Source organism: Streptomyces sp. ACA25, from assembly GCF_028200735.1.
GTDB lineage: Bacteria > Actinomycetota > Actinomycetes > Streptomycetales > Streptomycetaceae > Streptomyces.
In genome coordinates this window covers 294015-317383 of the sequence record NZ_JAQKPV010000001.1, presented here as the reverse complement: position 1 = coordinate 317383, position 23369 = coordinate 294015, and the positions used below count along the sequence as shown (strand labels likewise).

Genomic DNA, 23369 nt, shown 5'->3' with positions numbered 1-23369 from the left:
CGGGGCCGTCGGTGGACACGTACGCTGTGCTGTTGTGCCGAACGACAGGAATCACACCCACTTCGTCCCGTCCGCTCCCGAACCCGGCCCGGGCCAGGCGCTAGGAGGGGCTCAGCGGCAGGCCGTGAGCGAGCTGCTGCGCGTCGCCCCCGTCGCTGACGACCTTGCCCGCCGGTTCGAGGCGGCGGGCTTCTCTCTCGCCCTGGTAGGCGGCTCGGTGCGCGACGCGTTGCTGGGGCGCCTCGGCAATGATCTCGATTTCACCACTGACGCCAGACCCGACGAGGTGCTGGCTCTCGTGCGCCCGTGGGCGGACGCCGTGTGGGAGGTGGGGATCGCTTTCGGCACGGTCGGCTGCCGTAAGCAGCTCAGCGGGAACGGGGAGTCGCGGGACTTCCAGATCGAGATCACCACCTACCGCTCCGAGGCCTACAACCGCGACTCCCGCAAGCCGGTGGTGGCTTATGGCAACTCCATCGAAGAAGACCTCAGCAGGCGTGACTTCACCGTCAACGCGATGGCGGTGGCCTTGCCCCGCAAGGAATTCATCGACCCGCACCGCGGGCTGGAAGACCTGGCCCGGGGGGTGCTGCGCACCCCGGGGACCCCCGAGGACTCCTTCTCCGACGACCCGCTGCGCATGCTGCGGGCGGCTCGCTTCGCCGCACAGCTGGACTTCACCGTTGCCGACGACGTGGTCGCCGCCATGCGGTCGATGGCGGAGCGGATCGACATCGTGTCCGTGGAGCGGGTGCGGGACGAGCTGAACAAGCTTCTGCTGGGCAGCCACCCTCGCAAAGGTCTCTCCCTGCTGGTCGGCACAGGGCTGGCGGACCGGGTACTCCCCGAGCTCCCCGCCCTGCGCCTGGAGAGCGATGAGCATCACCGGCACAAGGACGTCTACGAGCACAGTCTGACCGTGCTCGAGCAGGCAATCGATCTGGAGGACGGCGAGCCCGACCTGGTGCTGCGTCTGGCGGCTCTCCTGCACGACATCGGGAAGCCGAAGACCCGTCGCTTCGAGAAGGACGGGCGTGTCTCCTTCCACCACCACGAGGTGGTGGGGGCGAAGCTCACCAAGTCCCGGATGACCAAGCTCAAGTACCCCAACGACCTGGTGAAGGACGTGTCGCGGCTGGTCGAGCTCCACCTGCGCTTCCACGGCTACGGCGGAGGTGAGTGGAGCGACTCGGCCGTCCGGCGCTACGTGCGCGATGCCGGCCCGTTGCTCGGCCGCCTGCACAAACTGACCCGGTCGGACTGCACCACCCGGAACAAGCGGAAGGCGCAGGCGCTCGCCCGGGCCTACGACGGCCTGGAAGCCCGCATTGCCCAGCTCCAGGAACAGGAGGAGCTGGACTCGATCCGCCCTGATCTCAACGGCAACGAGATCATGCAGATCCTCGGTGCCGGGCCCGGCCCGCAGATCGGGAAGGCATACGCCCATCTTCTCGAGTTGCGGATGGAGCACGGCCCGCTGGGACGCGAGGCGGCTGAGGCCGCACTCAAGAGCTGGTGGGCGGCTCAGGACTGAGTCATGTCGCTGCCAGGTTCGCCGTGAGCTGCCGCGACGGGGGTGCCGGACCAGAGGGCCGGCCCTCGCAGCAGATGCCTGGCAGCCACGAGGGCTGGGTGCTGTTTCACGTGAAACAGCACCCAGCCCTCGTGGCCCCCAGGCCCGTCGTGGACGGAGAGCCTCAGGAGGGGGCAGGAAAGGATGGGCCATCGGCGGCGGCCGTGGCGCGCCGGTGGTACCGGTACATCGCCAGGGCCGTCATCGCGTAGAGAACGGAGACGGTGACGACGAGGTGGACCGAACGGCCGTCCGGGGGCAGCATGACCGCTGCCAGTCCTGCCGCACCGACGAACGCGATGTTGAAGAGCATGTCGTACAGCGCGAAAACCCGGCCGCGATACACATCGTCCACCGAGGTCTGTACCACGGTGTCGGTGGTGATCTTGGCTCCCTGCGTCACGAGACCGAGCACGAAAGCCGCGATCAGCATCGGTGCAGGCTGGAACCACAGGCCCAGGGCGGGGACCAGAACAGCCGCGATGGCCGCGCAGGCGGCGAACCAGCCAAGCCGGCCCAGGTGGCCGACCGCCCAAGGCGTGATCAAAGCCGCGAAGAAGAATCCGGCACCGGACACGCCCACCGCCAGCCCCATCAGAGCCAAGCCGTCCTGCGGGCCGCCCTCGTCCCCCCAGGCATAGCGAGCAAGCATGAGGACGGTCACGAGCAGGGCGCCGTAGCAGAAGCGCATGAGGCTCATCCCGGCCAGGGCGCGGGCAGCCGGACGTCGCTCGGTCAGGTGCCGGAACCCGGCGAGCAGGCCCCGGAGCGTGCTCGCCACCGCCGCCCGCAGCTGGTGCTGGACCTCCCCGGCATCCGGCCCGAGCAGATCCTTCCGCATGCGCAGGGCGGCGCTCCCGGCGAGCAGGTACAGGACGGCCGCAAGCAGCAGCGCGAGAGCGTCCCCACCGCCCTCGGTAGGGGCGAGGAACTGCACGCCGAAGGCTGCCGCGCCCCCCACTGTCGCGGCCACCGTCCCCGCAGTCGGTGAAAGGGAGTTGGCGACCACCAGCCGTTCCGTGTCGACCACCCGGGGCAGGGAAGCGGAAAGGCCGGCCAGAATGAACCGGTTGACCGCGGTGACGGAAAGAGCGGAGAGGTAGAAGAGCCAGCTGGGCACATTGCTGAGAACCAGGGCACAGGTCGCGCCGGCGAGCACGGCCCGCAGCAGGTTTCCGTACAGCAGTACCTGCCGGCGGCGCCAGCGGTCCAGCAGGACCCCGGCCAGTGGCCCGAGGAGTGAATATGGGAGCAGCAGCACGGCCATGGCGGCTGCGATGTCGCCGGGGGTCGTCTGCTGTTCGGGTGAGAAGACGACGTAGGTGGCCAGGCCGACCTGGAAGACACCGTCGGAGAGCTGCGACAGAAGCCGGACGGCCAGCAGCTTCCGGAAACCGGGGAAGCGCAGCAGCGTGCGCAGGTCCTGGGCCACTGTCATGAGCGGGCTCGTTTCACGTGAAACGGCGCCGGCTCCACGAGCCGGTGATCCGGAAGGCCGGTACGGGGGACGGGCCGGCGGCGCAGGGTGAACCTGTCCGGAGCCCGGTCCAGGACACCGCCTCCCGGATCGTCCGAGCCGTCCCGGCGCACCATGTCGTGCTCGGGCCGGAGTACATCCCGGACGACCATCGTGCAGAGGTAGAGCGTGCCGGCCAGATGGAGCACGATAGCCAGCTGGTAGCCGCCGGCGGGCAGGCCGTGGGCCCCGCTGGTCTGGGCGAGATACATCCAGATGGACAGGAAGTAGAGCACTTCGCAGGTCTGCCAGATGAGGAAGTCACGCCATCGGGGCCGGGCGAGCACCGCGAGCGGAATGAGCCAGAGGACGTACTGCGGGGAGTACACCTTGTTGGTGAGGACGAAGACAGCGACGACGAGAAAAGCCAGCTGAGCCAGCCGGGGCCGTCGCGGGGCGGCCAGCGCGAGGAGGCCGATCGCTGCGCATCCCAGGAGCACCAGTCCGGTGGCGAGAGGGTTGACGGTCTCCGGGGGCAGGTGGAGATCGGTGCGCTGGGCGAGCACGAGCCAGAAGGAACCGAAGTCCACCGGGCGTTCCTGGCTGAAGGTGTAGAACTTCGCCCAGCCTTCCGTCGCCAGGAGCATTACCGGAAGGTTGACCGTCAGCCAGGCCCCGGTGGCTCCGGCTGCGGTGAGCGCGAAGGCCCGCAGGCGGCCCGCCCGCCAGCACAGCAGCAGCAGGGGGCCCAGCAGGAGAAGCGGGTAGAGCTTGGCGGCTGTGGCGAGACCGAGGAGAACCCCGGTGGCCAGAGGCCTCCCACGAGACCACATGAGGAGAGCGGCACAGGCCAGGGCGCCGGCGAACAGGTCCCAGTTGATCGTTGCGGTGAGAGCGAAGGCGGGGGAGAGGGCCACCAGTAGTCCGTCCCAGGGGCGGTTCCGGTGGATACGGGAGACACAGACGGCGATGATGAGGGCACAGATCAGGAGCAGTCCGGCATTGACCAGCCAGTAGATCTGTTCCGGCCGCTGGCCGGCGACTTCGCCGGGCGTCAGCCAGGCGGCCACTTCCATGAAGAGGCCGGTGAGTACCGGGTACTCCAGATACTCCATCCCGCGGGAAAGCTCTTCGGGAATGCGGTCGAAGTACGGGATGAGGCCCTCGGCGAACCCACGGGCGCCGTAGAGGTGGGGGATGTCGGAGTAGCACGCCCGGGTGTACTGGTCGGCCGGGCCGTGAAACCAGCTGCTGCGGTAGCAGGGCAGCTTCTGCACCAGGCCGAGGGCGAACATCCCGGTCATGACCAGCGTGATGATGCGTACCGGCGTCCACCAGCCGGTCCCCGGCCGGATCCGTTTGCCTGCGGGGCCGCCGATCAGCTCACTGCCGGCGGCCGCCACCTCGTCCTGCTCGGTGGGCCGTACGGGCTCTGCGGGGTGTGGGCGCCCGGAATACACCATGGCCCACATCCTGCCGTACGGCCCACGCCGGGAAGGTCACGGCGCGATCAGCCGCCCCCTCCGCCAGGGCCGCGGCTGCTGCCCCAGATGGTGTTGCCGCCGTCCCCGTCGGTGGTGCCCTCGTCCATGCCCTGGTCGGTGCCGACGTCGCCGCCTGTACCGCCGTCGGTCCCACCGGGCTGGCCGCCGTCGTTGCCCTCGTCCATCCCCTGGTCGGTGTCGTCGTCCTCACCGCAGCGACGGTCCCAGGGCGGGCAGGTGTCCGTGGGGTCGGTCTCCTCCGGCTGCGTCGGCAGCTCTTCGGGCTCCTCGGGCTCTTCGGGCTCCTCGGTCTCTTCCGGCTCCTCGGTCTCCTCGGGCTCCTCGGTCGGCGTCGGCTCCGGGCTCTCGGCCTGGCCGCCCCAGATCTTCTCGCCCACCGGGCGCGCTTCGGGGAACGAGGTAGCCGGGTCGTCCTTGGTGGCTTCCGCCATGTAGTCCACCCATACGCTGGCCGGGAAGCCGGAGCCGTAGACCTTGGGCTCCCCGCCGGTGCCGTTCATGGGGAGGAAGGCGCGCTCCTCGGGCGGCAGGTCCTCGGTGTGCGGGTAGCGGAACATGCCGATCGCAGTGGACAGGTGCGGGGTGTATCCCGCGAACCAGGCGCTGATGTTCCGGTCGGTGGTGCCGGTCTTGGCGGCGGTGGGTTTGCCGAGCGCCTGGGCGCGCTTGCCCGTGCCTTCCTCCACCACATTGACGAGCACCTCGGTGACATTGTCGGCGATCACCGAGTCGAAGGCCTGCCGGGTCTCCTTCTCATGCTCGTGCACGACCGAGCCCTCCTTCTCCACGAGCGTGACCGAGTAGGGCTCGGCCTGCACGCCGCTGGCGGCGAAGGTGGCGTAGCTGTCCGCCATCCGGATCGCGCTCGGAGTCGAGACACCGAGCGCGAACGACGGCACACTGTCGTTGTGCGGGCCGAGGCTGTCCTTGTGCAGGCCGGCGTCGATGGCGGCCTGGGCCACCCGGTCGATGCCGATGTCCATGGCCAGCTGCACGAACGGAGAGTTGGCGGACACCTCCATGGCCTTGCGCAGACTGATGTCGCCCTGCTCCTGGCCCTCGAGGTTGGGCTGCCGCCAGGAGATCTCCTCGCCGGTCTCCTCGTCCTCGCCGCGCCACTCGGTGCCGTCGTAGTGATGGATCAGCAAGCCGTCCTCACTGCTGTACACGCTTTCCGGAGAAAGCGGTGTGCGGTCGGAGTCGGGCTGGTCCGGTGGCCTGTTGGGGTCACGGACACCGTCACGCATGGCGGCGGCGAGGACGAACGGCTTGAAGATCGAGCCGACCTGCACGTCCTGGCGGTTCGCGTTGTTGACGTAGTGCTCGGTGGCGGACACGCCTCCGTAGATCGCCACGATGGCGCCGTCCCCGGGGACCACCGAGGCTCCGCCGAACTGCACGTACTTGTCCGCGTCCCGCTCCTCCGGGTCGAACTCCTCCTGGACGTTCTCGACGGCCTGCACCATCTGGTCGACCTTGTCCTGGTCGAAGGTGGTGTGGATCTGGTAGCCGCCGTCGTCCAGCTGCTGCTGGGTGAGGATCTCCTGGTCGAGGAGGTAGCGGTTGACCAGCTCCGTCATGTAGCCGATCTGGCCGCCGAGCTCGGTGGCCTTAGAGGGCTTGTTGGGCATCGGGAACTCTGTGAACTCCGCGCGCTCCGTCGCCGTCAGGTTGTTGAGCTGGACCCGGCGCTCGAGTACCCAGTCCCAGCGCTTGACGGCCCGCTCCATGTTCGCCTCGGCCGCTTCCTCACCCCGGACGCCACCGTGCGGGTCGTAGTACTCAGGGCCCTTGAGCAGTGTGGTGAGGAACGCCGACTGGCTGGCGTCGAGCTCCTCGGCGTCGATGCCGTAGTAGGCCTGCGCCGCGGCCTGGATGCCGTAGGCGCCCCGGCCGAAGTAGGAGGTGTTGAGGTACCCCGCGAGAATTTCGTCCTTCTGGACGGTGGCCCCCACCTTGACCGAGATGAGCAGTTCCTTGGCCTTGCGCTCCAGGGTCTGTTCCTGCGTCAGGTAGAGATTTTTCACGTACTGCTGGGTGATCGTCGACCCTGACTGGGTGTCTCCGCCGCGGGCCATGTTGACCACGGCCCGGCCGATGCCGATCGGGTCGACGCCCCGGTCCTCCCGGAAGGTGTGGTTCTCCGCCGAGATCGCCGCGAACTGCATGTCCTTCGGGATCTGGGTCAGGGGGATGATCTGCCGGTTGTGCTCTCCGCCTCCGGCGACCACCATCCGGCTGCCGTCCGCCCAGTAGTAGACGTTCTTCTGCTGGGTGGCCATCTTGTTCGGGTCGGGGACGTCGACCATCGCATAGGCGGCGCCGACGAGTCCCAGCATCAGCCCCATGAAGAGAATCGCCGAGCCGAGCACCTGCTTGAAGGAGGGCATCCAGCGGCGCACTCCGTACTTGCCCGCCCGGGGGTAGTCGATGAAGCGCTTCTTCTGCGGCTGCTCCGCCCGTCGTCCGCGGGCGGCCCGTCGTCCGCCGCCGACTCCCTCAGCAGCGGACGCGGCCGCGCGTCGCCTACCGCCGCTCCCGGCCGCTCGGCGAGCCTCGGAGCGGCTTCCGTAGGGGGGAGCTTCGTGCGGTGTGGCGTGTCTGCCGGCCTCCGGCGGTGGGGCGCCCCGCCGATCGGACGGCGCCGAGGCGCGGCGGCCGCGCGACTGCGGCGGCTTGCGACGGTGCTCGCTCATGGGACAGCTACTCCTCGGGCGATTTCCCAGCCCGGTGGCTGGGAAGGGCCCCCATCGGGCGCCTGCAGGCGACAGCTTCTACTTCTGGTGCCATGTGTGGCAGCTTCCATCCCCCGGGTGCGCGACCCGCGCAGGAGCCCGGGCGCACGTCACCAGGAGCAAAGACGTCGGGCTTCGCCGCATGGTTCCCGGTGATGTTCTGCACGGGGACAGACTACTCAGGGTCAAAATGCGTCATTTTCTGCCATGACGGGCAATCCGGGCGTGATTGTTCGGGTGAGCGGGGATGTGACCCCGATCACAGTGGTCGCGCTTGCTGTTCCGGCGACGGCGATCTATCGTTCTGATGTATCGAGTCGATACATCAGCTGAGTACATCAGCTCATTACATCAGCTCATTTACATCGGCTCCATGCAGTGAAGCGATACGTGACAGGGACAGGCAAGGCACACAGATGAGGACGGAGGTGGCCGCGCCCGTGAGCCGACGCTCCGGCATTCTGGAGTTCGCCGTTCTCGGCCTCCTCCGTGAGGCACCGATGCACGGTTACGAGCTGCGGAAACGGCTCAATACCTCGCTCGGGGTCTTCCGGGCGTTCAGTTACGGCTCGCTGTATCCGTGCCTGAAGACGCTCGTCGGGCAGGGATGGTTGGCCGAGGAGCCGAGCAGCCCTCCGAGTGATCCGCTGGCCGCTCCGCTGTCCGGGCGCCGGGCCAAGATCGTCTACCGGCTCACCGCGGAGGGCAAGGAACGCTTCGAGGAGCTCCTGGCCCAGACCGGCCCCGACACCTGGGAGGACGAACACTTCGGTGTTCGCTTCGCCTTCTTCGGCCAGACCACCAGGGACGTGCGGATGCGGGTCCTGGAGGGCCGCCGCAGCCGCTTGGAGGAGCGTCTCGACAAGATGCGCGCCTCCTTGGCCCGGACCCGCGAAAAGCTGGACGACTACACGCTGGAGCTGCAGCGCCACGGCATGGAGTCCGTGGAGCGCGAAGTCCGCTGGCTCAACGAGCTCATCGAGAGCGAGCGGGAAGGGCGCGACCGGGGGAACCCCCGGCCGGATCAGTCCGACGACACCACCACCTGAGGTCCCGCGAGCACGCGGGGTCTCGACCGAGAAGACCTAGGGAGCAACCGGAATGGGTTCGGTTCGCGTAGCCATCGCCGGCGTAGGAAACTGCGCCGCCTCGCTGGTACAGGGCGTCGAGTACTACAAGGACGCCGACCCGGACGGCAGGGTCCCGGGTCTCATGCATGTGCGGTTCGGCGAGTACCACGTCTCGGACATCGAGTTCGTGGCCGCCTTCGACGTCGACGCCAAGAAGGTCGGCATCGACCTTGCCGAGGCCATCGGCGCCAGCGAGAACAACACCATCAAGCTCTGTGACGTCCCGCCGTCCAATGTGACCGTTCAGCGCGGTGAGACGCACGACGGACTGGGCCGCTACTACCGCGAGACCATCGTCGAGTCGGACGAGCCGGCCGTTGACGTCACCCAGATCCTCCGGGACACCCGGGCCGACGTCCTGGTCTGCTACATGCCGGTCGGTTCCGAGGCCGCCGCGAAGTACTACGCCCAGTGCGCCATCGACGCCGGCGTCGCCTTCGTCAACGCGCTGCCGGTCTTCATCGCGGGCACCAAGGAGTGGGCCGACAAGTTCACCGAGGCCGGCGTCCCGATCATCGGCGACGACATCAAGTCGCAGGTCGGCGCCACCATCACGCACCGCGTGATGGCCAAGCTGTTCGAGGACCGCGGCGTGGTGCTGGACCGCACCATGCAGCTGAACGTCGGCGGCAACATGGACTTCAAGAACATGCTGGAGCGGGACCGGCTGGAGTCCAAGAAGATCTCCAAGACCCAGGCGGTCACCTCCCAGATCCCCGACCGGGACCTGGGCGCCGACAATGTCCACATCGGCCCCTCCGACTACGTCGCCTGGCTCGACGACCGCAAGTGGGCCTACGTCCGGCTCGAGGGCCGGGCGTTCGGTGACGCCCCGCTGAGCCTGGAGTACAAGCTCGAGGTGTGGGACTCCCCGAACTCGGCCGGCGTCATCATCGACGCCCTGCGGGCCGCGAAGATCGCCAAGGACCGCGGCATCGGCGGACCGATCCTCTCCGCCTCCTCGTACTTCATGAAGTCCCCGCCCGTGCAGTACTTCGACGACGCTGCGCGCGAGAGCGTGGAGAAGTTCATCAGCGGCGAGATCGAGCGCTGAGCACAGCCCGTCCGGCGCCGTTACCCGGATCAGGGCCCCGAGCCCCCTGTCAGGGGGCGGCGGGGCCCTGCTGCTGCCGGAAACGGCACCCGGCTCAGTACTCGATGAGCCGGTCGTACTGCGTGGTGGTGTTCCGCAAGGTGGCCTTCATCTCATCCCCCACCTGCGGTTCCTTCGCCTCGGCCGGCACGAACAGGATCGAGACCTGCATGTGTGGCGGCTCGGCGAACCAGCGCTGCTTGCCGTCCCACATGTACGGCGACAGGTTGCGGTTCACCGTGGCCAGGCCGGCCCGCGCCACGCCCTTGGCGCGCGAGGTCATCCCGTGCAGCGCCTTCGGGGCCTCCAGGCCCACGCCGTGCGACGTCCCCCCGGCCACCACCGCGAGCCAGCCGTCCCCCACGGCCTTCTGCTGCCGATAGCCGAAACGGTCCCCCTTCACCACCGGGGTCACGTCCAGCACGACGCCCCGGTACTCCGTCGCCTCGTGATCACCCAGCCACAGCCGGGTGCCGATCCGCGCCCGGAACCGGGTCTGCGGGAACTGCTGGCGCAGCCTGGCCAGCTCCGCGGCGGTCAGATGGCTGACGAACATGGTGTCCAGCGGCATTCTGGCGGCCCGCAGCCGGTCCATCCAGCCGATGACCTCCTCCACCGCGTCCGTACCGTCGGTGCGGTCCAGCGGCAGATGCAGGGCGAAACCCTCCAGCCGCACCTCCTCCAGTGCGGTCCGCAGCTTCCCGAGCTCGCCCGGGGTCACGCCGTGCCGCTTCATGGTGCTCATCACCTCGACGACCACCCGGGCGCCCACGAGCCCGTACACGCCGTCGACCGACGACGCCGTCCGCACCACCCGGTCCGGCAGCGGAACGGGCTCCTCGCCCCGGCGGTACGGCGTCAGCACCAGCAGATCCCCGCTGAACCGGTCCCGCATCGCGGCCGCCTCGTAGGTGGTGCCGACAGCCAGCATGTCCACCTCGAGCCGTGCGACCTCCTCCGCGAGCCGGTCGTGACCGAAGCCGTAACCGTTGCCCTTGCAGACGGGCACCAGTCCGGGGAAGTCCGCAAGCATCGACCGCAGGTGCGCCCGCCAGCGTTGGGTGTCGACATAAAGGGTGAGCGCCATGGCCGATGTGAACCTTTCTGCAGTCGCAGTTCTGCTGCCGGCGTCCGCCCGGGAGTGAGCGGACGTGAGGGGCGTGGGGGTCAGCGCCGCGACATGTAGATGTCGAGCGCCTTGTGCAACAGCTTATTGAGCGGGAAGTCCCACTCGCCCAGGTATTCGGCGGCTTCGCCACCGGTTCCGACCTTGAACTGGATCAACCCGAAGAGCGGGTCCGTGTCCTCCAGCGAGTCCCCGATGCCCCGCAGGTCGTAGACCTCGGCCCCCAGCGCGTGCGCGTCCCGCAGCATCTGCCACTGCATCGCGTTCGAGGGACGCACCTCCCGCTTGTGATTCGCCGAGGCGCCGTAGGAGTACCAGACGTGACCGCCGACGATCAGCATCGTCGCCGCGGCGACCACCTCCCCCTCGTGCCGGGCGAAGTACAGGCGCATCCGGTCCGGGTCCTCGGAGTTCAGCGCCTTCCACATCTGCTGGAAATAGCCCAGCGGACGCGGGCGGAACTTGTCCCGCTCCGCGGTGACCTCATACAGCTCCTGCCACACCGGCAGGTCCTCGAAACCGCCGCGGGAGACCTCCACCCCCGCCTTCTCCGCCTTCTTGATGTTCCGCCGCCACAGCTGGTTGAAGCCCTTGTGGACCTCCTCCAGCGAGCGATCCTTCAGCGGAATCTGGAAGACGTACCGCGGCTGCACGTCACCGAAGCCCGCGCCGCCGTCCTCACCCTGCTGCCAGCCCATCCGCCGCAGCCGGTCCGCCACCTCGTAAGCCCGCGGCTCCAGCTCCGTCGCCTCGACCTCCCGGAGCCGCTTGACCTCGGGATTCTGGATGCCTGCCTTGATCGCCCTGGCGTCCCAGCGGCGGATCACCACCGGCGGGCCCATCTTCACCGAGAACGCACCCTGCTGCCGCAGGTGCGCCAGCATCGGGCGCAGCCAGTCCTCCAGGTTCGGCGCGTACCAGTTGATCACCGGCCCCTCGGGCAGGTAGGCCAGGTAGCGCTTCACCTTGGGCAGCTGCCGGTACAGGACCAGGCCCACCCCGACGAGCTTCTCGTAGCTGTCGTACCAGCCCAGGGACTCCGACCGCCATTCCGACTTCACGTCCGCCCAGGCCGGGACCTGCATGTGGCTGGCCGAGGGCAGCGAGCGGATGAACGCCAGATGCTGCTCGCGACTGATCGTCCTCAGGGTCAGGCTCATACGGGGCGCTCCTCCGGCGGGCGTTCGCAGGTCTGCGCGAAGCCTACTGCGGGAGTGCGGCCCCCTTGTCTGCCGAACCCGGCACACCGGGACCCGGCCGGCTGCCGGGAGCTAACCGGCTAACCGAACAGGCCGCCGTTGGCCATCCCGAGGTAGAACGCGAGCGCCGAGGCGCCGAGGCCGATCACCAGCACGAAACGTTCGGCGGTGGTGGCCGAGACCAGCTGTCCCCATGCTCCTGTGACGATGCCCGCCAGACCGACCCATGAGGCGAGCAGGTAGAGGCCGGGAAACGCCGCGGCGAACAGCGCCACCGCTCCGAGCAGCAGGGTGCCGGCGGCCAGCGCGTTCTCCAGCGGGTGCGGGTTGCCGTCGGTGTTGAGGAAGGAGAGACGTCCTTGCTGCGTGGTGTGTGCCATGAGGCACCTCCTGGGCATGAGCCTTCTCTCACAGCCTGTGCCTCCTCCGGCCGGATTTCAACCGGGAGCGTTGTGCCAGGTAGGCTGAACCGTCCGCTCCGTGTCACCGTGCCGTCGTGCCTCACGGCACGGGCCTCAGGCCCCGGCACGTGCCGCACGGGTGCGGACCGCATCACGACCCTCCTGCCACGGATCGTCCGTGGCCGCTGAGTCCAGAGGAGGTGGGTTCTACATGCGTCACTACGAGGTGATGGTCATCCTCGACCCCGATCTCGAGGAGCGAGCTGTCTCCCCGCTGATCGAGAACTTCCTTTCTGTTGTCCGTGAGGGCGACGGGAAGGTCGAGAAGGTCGACACCTGGGGCCGTCGTCGTCTCTCGTACGAGATCAACAAGAAGCCTGAGGGCATCTACTCCGTGATCGACCTCCAGGCGGAGCCGGCGGTCGTGAAGGAACTCGACCGTCAGATGAACCTGAACGAGTCGATTCTGCGGACCAAGGTCCTTCGTCCCTCGACCCACTGAGGTCCCGGGACGCCGAGTAGCGCTGTCAGAGGCGCACGCAATCATCGCAGCACCAGCAGTTAACACCCGCCGAGAGGTTCACCCATGGCAGGCGAGACCGTCATCACGGTCGTCGGCAATCTCGTCGACGACCCCGAGCTGCGCTTCACCCCCTCCGGTGCGGCGGTCGCTAAGTTCCGCGTAGCGTCCACCCCCCGCGTCTTCGACCGTCAGACGAGCGAGTGGCGGGACGGCGAGAGCCTGTTCCTCACCTGCTCGGTCTGGCGGCAGGCGGCGGAGAACGTCGCGGAGTCCCTCACCAAGGGCACCCGCGTCATCGTCCAGGGCCGCCTCAAGCAGCGGTCGTACGAGGACCGCGAGGGCATCAAGCGCACGGTCTACGAGCTCGACGTGGACGAGGTCGGCGCCAGCCTGCGCAGTGCCACAGCCAAGGTCACCAAGACCGCGGGCCGTGGCGGAGCGCAGGGCGGCGGCTTCGGGGGCGGCGGTCAGGCCGGCGGTCAGGCGGGCGGCAACTGGGGCGGCGGCCCCGGTGGCGGCCAGCAGGGCGGCGGACCGGCCGGCGACCCGTGGGCCTCGAGCGCTCCGGCAGGTGGCGGGCAGCAGGGCGGCGGCGGTGGTGGTGGCTGGGGCGGAGGTCCCGGCGGTGGCTCCGGCGGCTACTCGGACGAGCCCCCCTTCTGAGCGGGCTCATCAGCACATACTTCTTGAACATCACTGGAGAGAGACATGGCGAAGCCGCCGGCTCGCAAGCCGAAGAAGAAGGTTTGCGTGTTCTGCAAGGAGAAGATCTCCTACGTCGACTACAAGGACACGAACCTGCTGCGGAAGTTCATTTCCGACCGTGGCAAGATCCGTGCCCGCCGGGTGACCGGCAACTGCACCCAGCACCAGCGGGACGTCGCCACGGCTGTCAAGAACAGCCGCGAGATGGCTCTGCTGCCCTACACCTCGACCGCTCGCTGAAGGAAAGGGTGACGCACACATGAAGATCATCCTGACCGGCGAGGTCTCCGGCCTCGGTACTGCCGGTGATGTCGTCGAGGTGAAGGACGGGTACGCCCGCAACTACCTTCTCCCCCGCGGTGTGGCCATCCGCTGGACCAAGGGCGGAGAGAAGGACGTCGAGCAGATCCGTCGCGGCCGCAAGATCCGCGAGATCGCCACGATCGAGCAGGCCAACGAGGTCAAGGGCCGGCTCGAGGGTGTCACTGTCCGTCTGAAGGTGCGCGCCGGTTCCGGCGGTCGCCTCTTCGGCGCGGTGACCCCGTCCGACATCGCGACCGCGGTGAAGGACGCCGGCGGGCCTGCCATCGACAAGCGCCGCATCGAGGTCGCGCAGCCGATCAAGAGCCTGGGCGCGCACCGCGTCTCGGTCCGGCTGCACCCCGAGGTCGTCGCCAAGGTCGGCGTCGAGGTCAACCCGGCCAAGTGACCGGGCACCCGGCGTCGCCGGGAGCAGCATGACGCGCGCAGGGCCGCACCCCCGACCGGGGTGCGGCCCTGCGCGCGTCATGCTGCCGGGCTGCGGCCGGATTTCTCGGCTGCCCGGCGCGGGAGCTCAGGAGCGGACCGCTCCGGTGACGATCCACCGTCCGGTGCGGGCGCGGAGCCACAGGGTCAGCAGCCGGGTGAGCATCACGAGGCCCGCGACGGTCCACCACAGACCGGCGATGCCGCCGCCCAGAACGGGAACGAGCAGCGCGACGGGGACGAAGACCGCCAGGGTCACGAGCATCGCGCCGGCGAGGTACGGTCCGTCGCCGGCGCCCATCAGCACGCCGTCGAGGATGAAGACCACCCCGGAGACCGGTGAGGTGACCGCGACGATGAGCAGCAGCGGGAGCAGCTGCTGCTGAACCTCCGGGTCGCTGGTGAAGACGCGAAGGATCAGCGGGGCCGAAGCGGCCACCAGGAGACCGAGCACCAGCCCGGCGACGATGCCCCACTGCACCATCCGGCGGCAGGCTGCCCGGGCACCGGCGGCGTCACTCGCACCGAGGTAGCGTCCGATGATCGCCTGGCCGGCGATGGCGATGGCGTCCAGGGCGAACGCCAGGAGCATCCAGACGGTGAGGGTGATCTGGTGGGCGGCGACGGAGGTGTCGCCGAGCCGGGCGGCGATGGCGGTGGCGATCAGCAGGACGGCGCGCAGCGACAGGGTGCGGATGAGCAGCGGGGCGCCTGCCCGGGCGCAGGCCCGGATGCCGGCGAGGTCCGGACGCAGGGTGGCGCCGTGCTTGCGGGCGCCGCGGATGACCACCCAGAGGTAGACGGCTGCCATGCCGCACTGGGCGAGGACGGTGCCCCAGGCCGACCCGGCGATGCCCCAGCCGAGACCGTAGATCAGCACGGCGTTGAGTCCGGCGTTGGCGGTGAAGCCGCCGAGGGCGACGTAGAGGGGCGTCCGGGTGTCCTGGAGCCCGCGCAGCACCCCGATGGCGGCGAGCACGATGAGCATGGCCGGGATGCCGAGAGTGCTGATCCGCAGGTAGGTGACGGCGTGCGGGGCGGCGGTCGCGGAGGCGCCGAAGGCATCGACGAGGGCCGGTGCGGTGGGGAGGACGACGGCGACGACGCCGAGTCCGAGCAGCGTGGCGAGCCAGATGCCGTCCACGCCCTGCCGGATGGCGGCGGGCAGGTCCTCGGCGCCGACCCGGCGGGCGACCGCGGCGGTGGTGGCGTAGGCGAGGAAGACGAAGATGTTCACGCCGGTGGTGAGCAGGGCTGCCGCAACCCCGAGGCCGGCGAGCTGGGGGGTGCCGAGGTGGCCGACCATGGCGCTGTCGGCCATGACGAACAAAGGCTCCGCGACCAGGGCTCCGAAGGCGGGCACCGCGAGCGCCAGAATCTCCCGGTCGTGCCGGCGGACGGCCCGCTTCTGCTCGCGCGACGGAGGGGGTGCGGTACGGGAGGGCATGGGGTGATCCAAACATCCACAGGTAATAGATGCAACCCCTTAGTGATCCTTACGGAGAGGGGGGAGCGGTGTGATGGTGTGCACTGCTTGCCGCGATCTCCGCGAGCGAGGCCAAGTATTTTTCGCACACAGGCCGTGGATGAAGAGTTCGCAGCTCAGGGGTGGTTTTGGCGAGGCACTGTCACATAATCCACAGCGCTGTCCCCTGCTCTGTCCACAGGAATCGGTGCTCTGTCCACAGGTAGTGGTCTGACTTCCACATAGCCTGTGGATAACTTGGTTGGCCGTCCTCCCCGGGGCCCGTACCGTAGGTCCCCGCCGGTCCCTGAGTTTCCCTGTGCCTGCCGTCGGGTCCGACGTGCCGCTCTCGGGGCCGGGCGGTCGGATGTCAGTGTCGTGCCGTAGGAAATGAGTGGTACCGCGGCGCGTGCGGAGCGGGAGGAGGTGGGTCGGTGACCGATGTGGAGCACGCTGGTTCCGCGTGGGACGAGGCCGCGGTGGCCCGCCCCCGGCGCAGCGTGGACGAGGCCTATGACGCCGTCCCCGGAGCAGCCTCCTTCGAGCGGGTCCCCCCGCAGGATCTGGACGCCGAGCAGTCGGTGCTGGGCGGCATGCTGCTGTCCAAGGACGCCATCGCGGACGTCGTGGAGGTCCTGCAGGGAAAGGACTTCTACAAGCCCGCGCACGAGACGGTCTATGCCGCGATCCTCGATCTCTACGCGAAGGGTGAGCCGGCCGACCCCATCACGGTGGCGTCCGAGCTGACGAAGCGGGGTGAGCTGGTCAAGGTCGGCGGGCCCGGCTATCTCCACACACTGGTGCAGACGGTTCCCACCGCAGCCAACGCCGAGTACTACGCCGAAATCGTGCGCGAACGGGCCGTGCTGCGCCGGCTGGTGCAGGCCGGCACCCGCATCACCCAGATGGGCTACGCAGCCGACGGCGACGTCGACGACATCGTCAACACCGCGCAGGCGGAGATCTACGCGGTCACCGAACAGCGCACCTCCGAGGACTACCTCGCGCTCGGCGAGATCATGGAGGGCGCGCTCGACGAGATCGAGGCGATCAGCAACCGCAGCGGCGAGATGACGGGGGTGCCCACCGGCTTCACCGACCTGGACTCCCTGACGAACGGCCTGCACCCGGGTCAGATGATCGTCATCGCCGCCCGGCCCGCGATGGGCAAGTCGACGCTGGCCCTCGACTTCGCCCGGGCCTGCTCGATCAAGCACAACCTGCCCAGCGTGATCTTCTCGCTGGAGATGGGCCGTAACGAGATCGCGATGCGGCTGCTGTCCGCGGAGGCCCGGGTGGCGCTGCACCACATGCGCTCCGGCAGCATGACGGACGAGGACTGGAACCGGGTCGCCCGCCAGATGACGGAGGTCAACGAGGCGCCGCTCTACATCGACGACTCCCCGAACCTGACGATGATGGAGATCCGCGCCAAGTGCCGCCGCCTGAAGCAGCGCAACGACCTGCGGCTGGTCATCATCGACTACCTCCAGCTGATGCAGGCGGGGGGTTCGCGCCGTCCGGAGTCGCGGCAGCAGGAGGTCTCGGAGATGTCCCGGAATCTCAAGCTGCTGGCGAAGGAGCTCGAGGTGCCGGTGATCGCGCTGTCCCAGCTGAACCGTGGCCCCGAGCAGCGCACCGACAAGAAGCCGATGGTGTCCGACCTGCGGGAGTCCGGCTCCATCGAGCAGGACGCCGACATGGTCATCCTGCTTCACCGCGAGGACGCCTACGAGAAGGAGTCCCCGCGCGCGGGCGAGGCCGACCTGATGGTCGCCAAGCACCGTAACGGCCCGACTGCCACCATCACCGTCGCCTTCCAGGGCCACTACTCCCGCTTCGTCAACATGTCCGGCGGCTTCTGAGCTGCTCGGCAGCCTCCGCTCATCAAGTGGCTTCGGCCCGGTGCTGGATGGTGACGACCATCTGCGGCAACACCCTGTCGGCAGTGGAGCCAGAAGGGGCGCTTCCCATGCGTACCGCCCCCATCACGCGGTAGAAGGGCTCGGCGTTCGGGTCAGCGTCGATCATGATCCGGGTGAACCCCAGCTCTCGCCCGGCAGCGACGGTGTGTTCGAACAGCAGGCGGCCGATCCCCTGACCGATGGCCTTCGGATCGACGAACATCATGCCCAGGACGCCTGTGGGCGGTTCTCCTTCGAGGGTCGTGAAGCCCAGGATGTGGCCATCCCTGTCGGCCACCATGGATCGTCGGTGGGCGACCAGGCCGGCAGCCGCGAGAAGATCGCGTCATGCAGATCGATACGGGAGCCGATGCCGCCCACAACGGCCCCAGGGATGGGGATGCGGCATGACTCCGGATCACGTGCTGGATGCGTTTCGTCTGGAGGCCGGGCAGCTCTCTCGGGCCATGGCAGGGGTGTCGGAGGCCGAGTGGCGTCTGCCGACGCGGTGTGCACCGTGGACGGTGGGCGAGTTGCTGGCGCATGTGCGGGTCGTGATCGCCCGGCTTCCCGACATGCTGACCGCACCGGCGCCGACCCGTGCGGAGGTCTCGGCGGTGGAGTACTACCGGCCCGACGGCCGATTCGCTCCGGAAAGCAACACGGCTCGGATCGTTCTGGCCCAGGCTCATGCGGCCGAGCAAGTGAGCGGCAGCGCGCGCGTCGAGGACTTCACCGCCACATGGCAGCGGGTGGACCGGCTGTGCCGGGCTGAGCCGGAAGGTCGTGTGGTGCGCACCCGGCATGGCGATCCGATGCTCCTGTCGGACTTCCTGTTGACGCGGGTGGTCGAGCTCACTCTGCACGGCCTCGACCTGGCCGACGCCCTGGGGCGCGAGCCGTGGCTGACTTCCCAGGCCGCGGGGGTGGTGCGGGATCTTCTGCTCGACCCGGAGGGCAGGACAGCGCTGGAGGAGCTGCAGTGGGGGCAGCTTCGCTTCCTGCGCAAGGCGACCGGGCGTGAGCCGATCACCAGGGAAGAGGCCCTTGACGTCGACCGCCTGGGCATCCGATGGCTCACGCTGGGGTGAGAACGTTCCCCGGCCGATGCCGGGCCCGGGCCAGTGGCGCCCGTCACCCGGGCCACGCTCTCGCGGTGGCTGTCACCGGTGACCGACATCATGGGGAGATGGCCAACCCACACCTGACTGCCGGCACCATCTGGAGGCTGCACCACGGCGACCGGGAGATAGCCCGGCTGACCGTGACCGGCACCGAGATGTTCTGGGTCTTCGCCGAAGTCGAGACCCTTTCCGGCTTCGAGGAGTTCCGTCCTGTCTTCACGGAGCAGGAGCGGGCTGTCGACGAGGAGGACTGGGACCGGGCCGACACCTGCTGTACCCGGATCCGCAGCGCGCTCACCATGACGTTCCCCGACGGCAGCCCGGTCGCCGAGTTCATGCTGCACATCCATCAGGACGGCACCGCCGGCTGGCGCTGGCACGACGAACCCTTCGACGCGGAGAGCCAGTGACCCGCTGGTTCCGGCACAGCTGAGCCAGACCCAACGGGAATCCCGCGGGTCACTGCTCCTCAGTCCCGTCACCCACCCGACATCCGAGGAGAAGAGCCGGGTCGCGGGCGTGATCCGACGCGGGCTCACGCCCTGTCGGGCCCGCCTTTGACCGGTGGCCCGTCCCTGCCATGATCGATGCAGTTCGAAGGGACGCACATGGACACCGCACAGTGGTACAGAGGCTTTGCGACCGGGGAAGCTCGCGGGCACTCCGGCGCCGCCAGCGGCCACGCCGGTGGTCTTCCACAGCGCGGTCCTCACCTACCTGCCGGCTGACGGCCGGGAGGTCTTCAGCGAGACGATGCGACGCATGCCGGGACACTGGATCTCGAATGAGGCGCCCCACGTCCTGCCGACCGTCCAGGCGCGGCTTCCGCGCCCAGCGCTGCCGGGCCGAGCGGTCTTCGCTCTGGCCCTGGACGAACAGCCGGTGGCGTTCAGCGGTCCGCACGGCCAGTCGTTGGACTGGTTCTGAGAATGCGGACGACCGGGCGACGCGGTTCGCCCACGCACTGGCTGCTCCGGCTCCGGCCAGGGTGCGGTGCTGTCCTGTCAGCCGCCGGGGCTCGCCGACTTGCGGCCTCACGCGCGCTGACGGGTGAGTTCGTCCCGCAGGCGTCCCGCAGGCGCCCCGCAGGCGTCCAGGACTCTCGGCGCCCCGCCCGCAGCGCCTGCGAACGCGGTGCCGCATCGTTGGGGATCTCGGCCGGCCGGGCGCGGCGTCACGCCTCCAGGGTGCGGACGGTGCCGGGCCAGTGGCGGCGCAGCCGGCGGTCGTGGCTGACGAGGACGACGGTTCCGGGGAACGCGGTGAGCGCGGCCTCCAGCTCCTCGACGAGGAGAAGGGAGAGGTGGTTGGTGGGTTCGTCGAGCAGCAGGATGTCGGCGGGGTCGCTGAGCAGCCGGGCCAGCGCCAGACGCTGCCGCTGGCCGGTGGACAGCGACCGCACGGGACGGACGGTCTGATCGCGGGTGAAGAGGCCGAGGGCGTGCAGGCGGGCCTCGTGCTCCTCCGGGCTGCCCGGGCGGCCGTGGGCGAAGGCCTCCCGCACGGTGTGAGCGGGGTGCGCGGGCGGCGGGTCCTGCGGGAGGTGACCGATCCGGCCGCGCCGGAAGAGGCGCCCCCGGTGGGGGAGCGGGCGGCCGGCCAGCACGTGCAGCAGGGTGGACTTGCCGGATCCGTTGGGCCCGGTGAGGAGCACCCGGTCGCCTGCCTCGACGGTGAGGGCGGTGGGAGCGAGACGGCCGGGAACTCGGAGGTCCGCAGCCGCCAGAACGGTGCCGCGCAGCGGGTGCACGGGATGCGGTGCGTAGCGGAAGCGCAGGGGCTCGGAGGGGGCGGGCGTGGGGTCGGCGAGCTTTCGGCGCAGGCGTTCCTCGGCGTTGCGCACCCGGCCCGCGAGGGACTGCTGGACGCGCCCGCCGGCCCGGTCGTAGGCCAGCTTGTTGCCGTCCTTCATGGCCCGGCCGGGGGCGACCCGCCGCGCGGTGACGGCGGCGGCCTCGCGCAGCGCCGCGATGTCGGCGCACCACTGCTGGTGTGCCCGCTGCCGGCGCCGGCGGTCGGCCGCCGTCTCGGCGAGGTAGCCGGAGTAGCCGTTGCCGTGACGCGTGACGGTGCGGCGGTCGGCGTCGACCTCCAGCAGCGCGGTGGCGAAGTGGTCGAGGAAGTCCCGGTCGTGGGAGACCGCTACGGTGGTTCCGCGGTGGGTGCGCAGGTGGTCCTCCAGCCACCCGAGGGCGCGGTCGTCGAGGTGGTTGGTGGGCTCGTCCAGCAGCAGGACCTCGGGTGCCGCGGTGAGCAGGGCGGCCAGCCGCAGGCGGGCGGCCTCCCCGCCGGACAGGCTGCCGACGGTGCGGTCCGCGGGCAGACGCCCCAGGCCGAGGCCGTGCAGGGCGCGTTCGGCGCGGGCGTCGGCGTCGTAGCCGCCGCGCAGTTCGAAGGCGGTCAGCAGCTCCCCGTAGGTGTCGAGCCCGCTCTCCTCCCCGTCTGCCATGGCGGCTTCCAGCTGCCGCATCCGTTCTTCCAGGGCGCGCAGTTCGTGCAGCGCCCGGTCGATGACGCCGCGGACGGTCAGGCCGGCGGGGAGGGCGGCGTCCTGGGGGAGGTAACCGATCCCTCCGTCGGCGGTGACGGCGACCCGGCCGTGGTCGGGCTGCTCCCGGCCGGCGAGGAGACGCAGCAGCGTGCTCTTCCCGGAGCCGTTCTCGCCGATGACGCCGGTGCGCTCACCGGGGGTGACGGAGAAACTGACGTGGTCGAGGACGAGGTGGCCGTGGTACGCCTTGGTGACGGCGCGTGCCGTGAGCTGGGCAGGCATGGGGGTACTCCGCAGTGTTCGGTACGGGCGGTTGCGCGGGGTGAACACTGCGGTGACGCACCGGTCAGCTCCTTGGGACGACGGCAGTTGCCTCTTCACGCTGGCACGGGAGAGGCCGACGGAGCAACCGGATAGCCGACGCGTCACCCGGGCAGGGGCACCGCGAGGGGGCAGCCGGTGAGAGCTGTGGTTCCGGGGGCGGGCTGCACCCGCCGCGCACGGCATGCTGGAGGCATGTACCAGGAACGTCCTTCGACGCTGGACGGCGCGGTGGTGTGGACCCGAGCCGCCGGCCCCGGTGACCGGCAGGCCCGGGTCCTGCCCGACGGGTGCATGGACCTGATCTGGAGCGACGGCCTGCTGGTCGCCGGGCCGGACACCGGCGCGCACCTGACCTCCGACCGGCCGGGCCGGAGCTACGCCGGTCTGCGCTTCGCACCCGGGACCGGGGCCGCCGTGCTCGGCGTTCCGGCGCACCTCCTGCGCGACCAGCGGGTGCCGCTCGCCGCGCTGTGGCCGGAGCGGAAGGTGCGTGAGCTGACCGAGCGAGTCGCCGCCACCGCCGATCCCGGGGCCGCGCTGGAGGCGCTGGCCGCCGGGCGGCTGCGGGAGGCGGAGCTGCCGGGGCCCTGGCGCCGCACGGCGGTGGCCGCACTCCGCGGCGGCAGCAGCGTGGCGGAGGTCGCCCGGCGCACCGGGCTCAGCGAACGGCAACTGCACCGCCGGTGCCTGCCGGTGTTCGGCTACGGACCCAAGACCCTCGGCCGGGTGCTGCGCCTGCAGCGGGCCCTGCGCCTGGCGCGTTCCGGTACCGGGGCGGCCGAGGTGGCCGCGGCGACCGGATACGCCGACCAGGCGCATCTGGCCCGTGAGGTGCGGGCGCTGGCCGGGGTGCCGCTCACGGCGCTGCGGTGAGCGGTGCGAACAGGTCGACGCTGTTGCCGTCCGGGTCGAGGACCGAGGCGTACCGCTGGCCCCAGAACGCGTCCCAGGGCTCGGCGTGCCCGCGGTACCCGGCGCCGGTCAGCTCGGCGTACTGCCGGTCCACGTCCGCGGGGTCCTCGCAGGCGAAGGCCATCACCATGCGCTGCCCGCCGCTCGGCGGGGTCCACCCGGGGTCGAAGGAGGTCACCGTCTCGACCGTGTCCCAGGCCATCCGGAGGCCGCCGGGCAACGGGGCCTCCACGTGCGGCTCCTGCTCCTGGCCTTCCGGGATCCTGATGCCGAGCCGGCGGTAGAAGGCGAGAGAAGCGGACATGTCGGCGGTGACCAGGCCGATGAGGTCGAAACGAGGAGTCATACCGGGAGGCTATTCCGGAGCCCGCCCCAGGGTCTTGAACGAATCGGACGCCCGGTGGGGCGGGCCGTCGGGGGTGCAGGCGAGGGCGACGGCGAGGCTGTCCTCGTAGACGCGGAAGCCGGTGATCAGTCCGTCCTCGACGGTCATCCACACGGCGAACGGGGACCGGAACGCCGTGCCGGTGGCCCGCACGGTGCCGCCCAGCCGCCCGGTGACGACGGCTTCCCCGTCCTCCACGATCAGGGTGGTGACCTCGGCCGTCGCCTTCTCCGGAACGGTGTGGGCGGCCAGCTCCGCGAAATGTGCGACGGCGTCGCCGCGGGTGGCACGGGGCCGGATCCAGGGCACCGCGGGATTGTCAGCGATGTGCCAGTCGAGGTGCTCGGCGAAAACCTCCCCGATGCGGTGCGGGTCACCGTCGGCGAGCCGGGCCAGGAAGTCCTGCGCGACGGCTCGGGTGCGTTCGGTGCGGCTGTCCCTCATGTCTCCTCCAGGTGCGGCTGCTGTCCGCCGAATGCTGCGGCACCGGGGGCGGGCCGTCGATGACCTCACAGGTCATGCCGGTGCGGCCGGAAGCCGGGCGGGGCCGGTGCGGCCGGAAAAGCAGTGG

The 23369-nt window shown here is 69.8% G+C and carries 22 protein-coding genes and 1 pseudogene; 12 read left to right on the top strand and 11 right to left on the bottom strand.

Annotation, left to right across the window (positions count from 1 at the left end):
- Positions 1-34 precede the first annotated feature (34 nt).
- Positions 35-1534 (top strand): CCA tRNA nucleotidyltransferase, encoded by a 1500-nt coding sequence (locus PJ985_RS01470; protein WP_443033351.1) that lies wholly within the window; start codon positions 35-37, stop codon positions 1532-1534.
- 163 nt (positions 1535-1697) lie between these two features.
- On the opposite strand, the gene PJ985_RS01465 is transcribed toward PJ985_RS01470, so the two are convergent.
- From PJ985_RS01465 to PJ985_RS01455, 3 genes are read right to left on the bottom strand one after another with little or no spacing between them, the layout of a single operon-like run.
- Positions 1698-3011 (bottom strand): MFS transporter, encoded by a 1314-nt coding sequence (locus tag PJ985_RS01465; protein ID WP_271681621.1) that lies wholly within the window; start codon positions 3009-3011, stop codon positions 1698-1700.
- Positions 3008-4492, bottom strand: coding sequence for a glycosyltransferase family 87 protein (locus tag PJ985_RS01460; protein ID WP_271681620.1), 1485 nt, complete (start codon positions 4490-4492; stop codon positions 3008-3010). Before PJ985_RS01460 ends, PJ985_RS01465 begins: the two co-directional genes overlap by 4 nt.
- Before the next feature lie 47 nt (positions 4493-4539).
- Positions 4540-7230: a transglycosylase domain-containing protein gene (locus PJ985_RS01455; protein WP_271681619.1), complete on the bottom strand. Its 2691-nt coding sequence runs from the start codon at positions 7228-7230 to the stop codon at positions 4540-4542.
- Between the two features lie 479 nt (positions 7231-7709).
- Here PJ985_RS01455 and PJ985_RS01450 point away from each other — a divergent pair, with 479 nt between their 5' ends.
- Together PJ985_RS01450 and PJ985_RS01445 are read left to right on the top strand one after the other, a co-directional pair.
- Entirely contained in the window at positions 7710-8318 is a 609-nt protein-coding gene (locus PJ985_RS01450) for a PadR family transcriptional regulator (protein ID WP_271681618.1), read from the top strand.
- A 52-nt stretch (positions 8319-8370) separates the two neighbouring features.
- Positions 8371-9453 carry an inositol-3-phosphate synthase gene (locus PJ985_RS01445; RefSeq protein ID WP_271681617.1) on the top strand — a complete coding sequence of 361 codons (1083 nt, stop codon included), beginning with the start codon at positions 8371-8373 and terminating at the stop codon, positions 9451-9453.
- Between the two features lie 94 nt (positions 9454-9547).
- Here PJ985_RS01445 and PJ985_RS01440 read toward each other — a convergent pair whose 3' ends face one another.
- The 3 genes from PJ985_RS01440 to PJ985_RS01430 form a co-directional block, all read right to left on the bottom strand.
- Positions 9548-10579, bottom strand: a complete 1032-nt coding sequence (locus PJ985_RS01440; RefSeq protein ID WP_271681616.1) for an alanine racemase — start codon at positions 10577-10579, stop codon at positions 9548-9550.
- A gap of 80 nt (positions 10580-10659) precedes the next feature.
- A complete protein-coding gene (locus PJ985_RS01435) occupies positions 10660-11778 on the bottom strand; it encodes a lipid II:glycine glycyltransferase FemX (protein ID WP_271681615.1) in 1119 nt (372 codons plus the stop codon).
- A 119-nt stretch (positions 11779-11897) separates the two neighbouring features.
- A complete protein-coding gene (locus tag PJ985_RS01430; RefSeq protein ID WP_271681614.1) occupies positions 11898-12197 on the bottom strand; it encodes a hypothetical protein in 300 nt (99 codons plus the stop codon).
- 232 nt (positions 12198-12429) lie between these two features.
- On the opposite strand from PJ985_RS01430, the gene rpsF reads away from it, so the two are divergent.
- The 4 genes from rpsF (at position 12430) to rplI (ending at position 14155) form a co-directional block, all read left to right on the top strand.
- Positions 12430-12720 (top strand): 30S ribosomal protein S6, encoded by a 291-nt coding sequence (gene rpsF, locus PJ985_RS01425; protein WP_271681613.1) that lies wholly within the window; start codon positions 12430-12432, stop codon positions 12718-12720.
- Between the two features lie 84 nt (positions 12721-12804).
- Positions 12805-13404: a single-stranded DNA-binding protein gene (locus PJ985_RS01420; RefSeq protein WP_271681612.1), complete on the top strand. Its 600-nt coding sequence runs from the start codon at positions 12805-12807 to the stop codon at positions 13402-13404.
- Between the two features lie 45 nt (positions 13405-13449).
- The gene (rpsR, locus tag PJ985_RS01415; RefSeq protein ID WP_003978893.1) at positions 13450-13686 is read left to right on the top strand and encodes a 30S ribosomal protein S18; all 237 of its coding nucleotides are present in this window, start codon (positions 13450-13452) and stop codon (positions 13684-13686) included.
- 19 nt (positions 13687-13705) lie between these two features.
- Entirely contained in the window at positions 13706-14155 is a 450-nt protein-coding gene (gene rplI, locus PJ985_RS01410; protein WP_271681611.1) for a 50S ribosomal protein L9, read from the top strand.
- Positions 14156-14281: 126 nt separating this feature from the next.
- On the opposite strand, the gene PJ985_RS01405 is transcribed toward rplI, so the two are convergent.
- Positions 14282-15640: an MATE family efflux transporter gene (locus tag PJ985_RS01405; RefSeq protein ID WP_271681610.1), complete on the bottom strand. Its 1359-nt coding sequence runs from the start codon at positions 15638-15640 to the stop codon at positions 14282-14284.
- Positions 15641-16092: 452 nt separating this feature from the next.
- On the opposite strand from PJ985_RS01405, the gene dnaB reads away from it, so the two are divergent.
- Complete coding sequence (dnaB, locus tag PJ985_RS01400) at positions 16093-17523, top strand: replicative DNA helicase (RefSeq protein WP_271681609.1); 1431 nt, start codon at positions 16093-16095, stop codon at positions 17521-17523.
- Positions 17524-17545: 22 nt separating this feature from the next.
- Here dnaB and PJ985_RS01395 read toward each other — a convergent pair.
- Positions 17546-17881, bottom strand: a pseudogene (locus PJ985_RS01395) (GNAT family N-acetyltransferase); the annotation flags it as partial.
- Positions 17882-17969: 88 nt separating this feature from the next.
- Between PJ985_RS01395 and PJ985_RS01390 the strand changes: the two are divergent.
- From PJ985_RS01390 to PJ985_RS01380, 3 genes are all read left to right on the top strand, one after another.
- A complete protein-coding gene (locus PJ985_RS01390) occupies positions 17970-18653 on the top strand; it encodes a maleylpyruvate isomerase N-terminal domain-containing protein (protein ID WP_271681608.1) in 684 nt (227 codons plus the stop codon).
- Between the two features lie 98 nt (positions 18654-18751).
- Entirely contained in the window at positions 18752-19096 is a 345-nt protein-coding gene (locus tag PJ985_RS01385) for a hypothetical protein (RefSeq protein WP_271681607.1), read from the top strand.
- 154 nt (positions 19097-19250) lie between these two features.
- Positions 19251-19613, top strand: a complete 363-nt coding sequence (locus PJ985_RS01380) for a DUF2332 family protein (protein WP_271681606.1) — start codon at positions 19251-19253, stop codon at positions 19611-19613.
- Between the two features lie 247 nt (positions 19614-19860).
- Here the strand turns inward: PJ985_RS01380 and abc-f are convergent, their stop codons facing one another.
- Entirely contained in the window at positions 19861-21459 is a 1599-nt protein-coding gene (gene abc-f / locus PJ985_RS01375; protein ID WP_271681605.1) for a ribosomal protection-like ABC-F family protein, read from the bottom strand.
- 234 nt (positions 21460-21693) lie between these two features.
- On the opposite strand from abc-f, the gene PJ985_RS01370 reads away from it, so the two are divergent.
- Positions 21694-22374, top strand: a complete 681-nt coding sequence (locus tag PJ985_RS01370; RefSeq protein ID WP_271681604.1) for a helix-turn-helix domain-containing protein — start codon at positions 21694-21696, stop codon at positions 22372-22374.
- Here PJ985_RS01370 and PJ985_RS01365 read toward each other — a convergent pair.
- The gene (locus tag PJ985_RS01365) at positions 22358-22759 is read right to left on the bottom strand and encodes a VOC family protein (protein WP_271681603.1); all 402 of its coding nucleotides are present in this window, start codon (positions 22757-22759) and stop codon (positions 22358-22360) included. The two genes, PJ985_RS01370 and PJ985_RS01365, sit on opposite strands and share 17 nt — an antisense overlap.
- A 9-nt stretch (positions 22760-22768) precedes the next feature.
- Entirely contained in the window at positions 22769-23242 is a 474-nt protein-coding gene (locus tag PJ985_RS01360; RefSeq protein ID WP_271681602.1) for a nuclear transport factor 2 family protein, read from the bottom strand.
- Positions 23243-23369 lie beyond the last annotated feature (127 nt).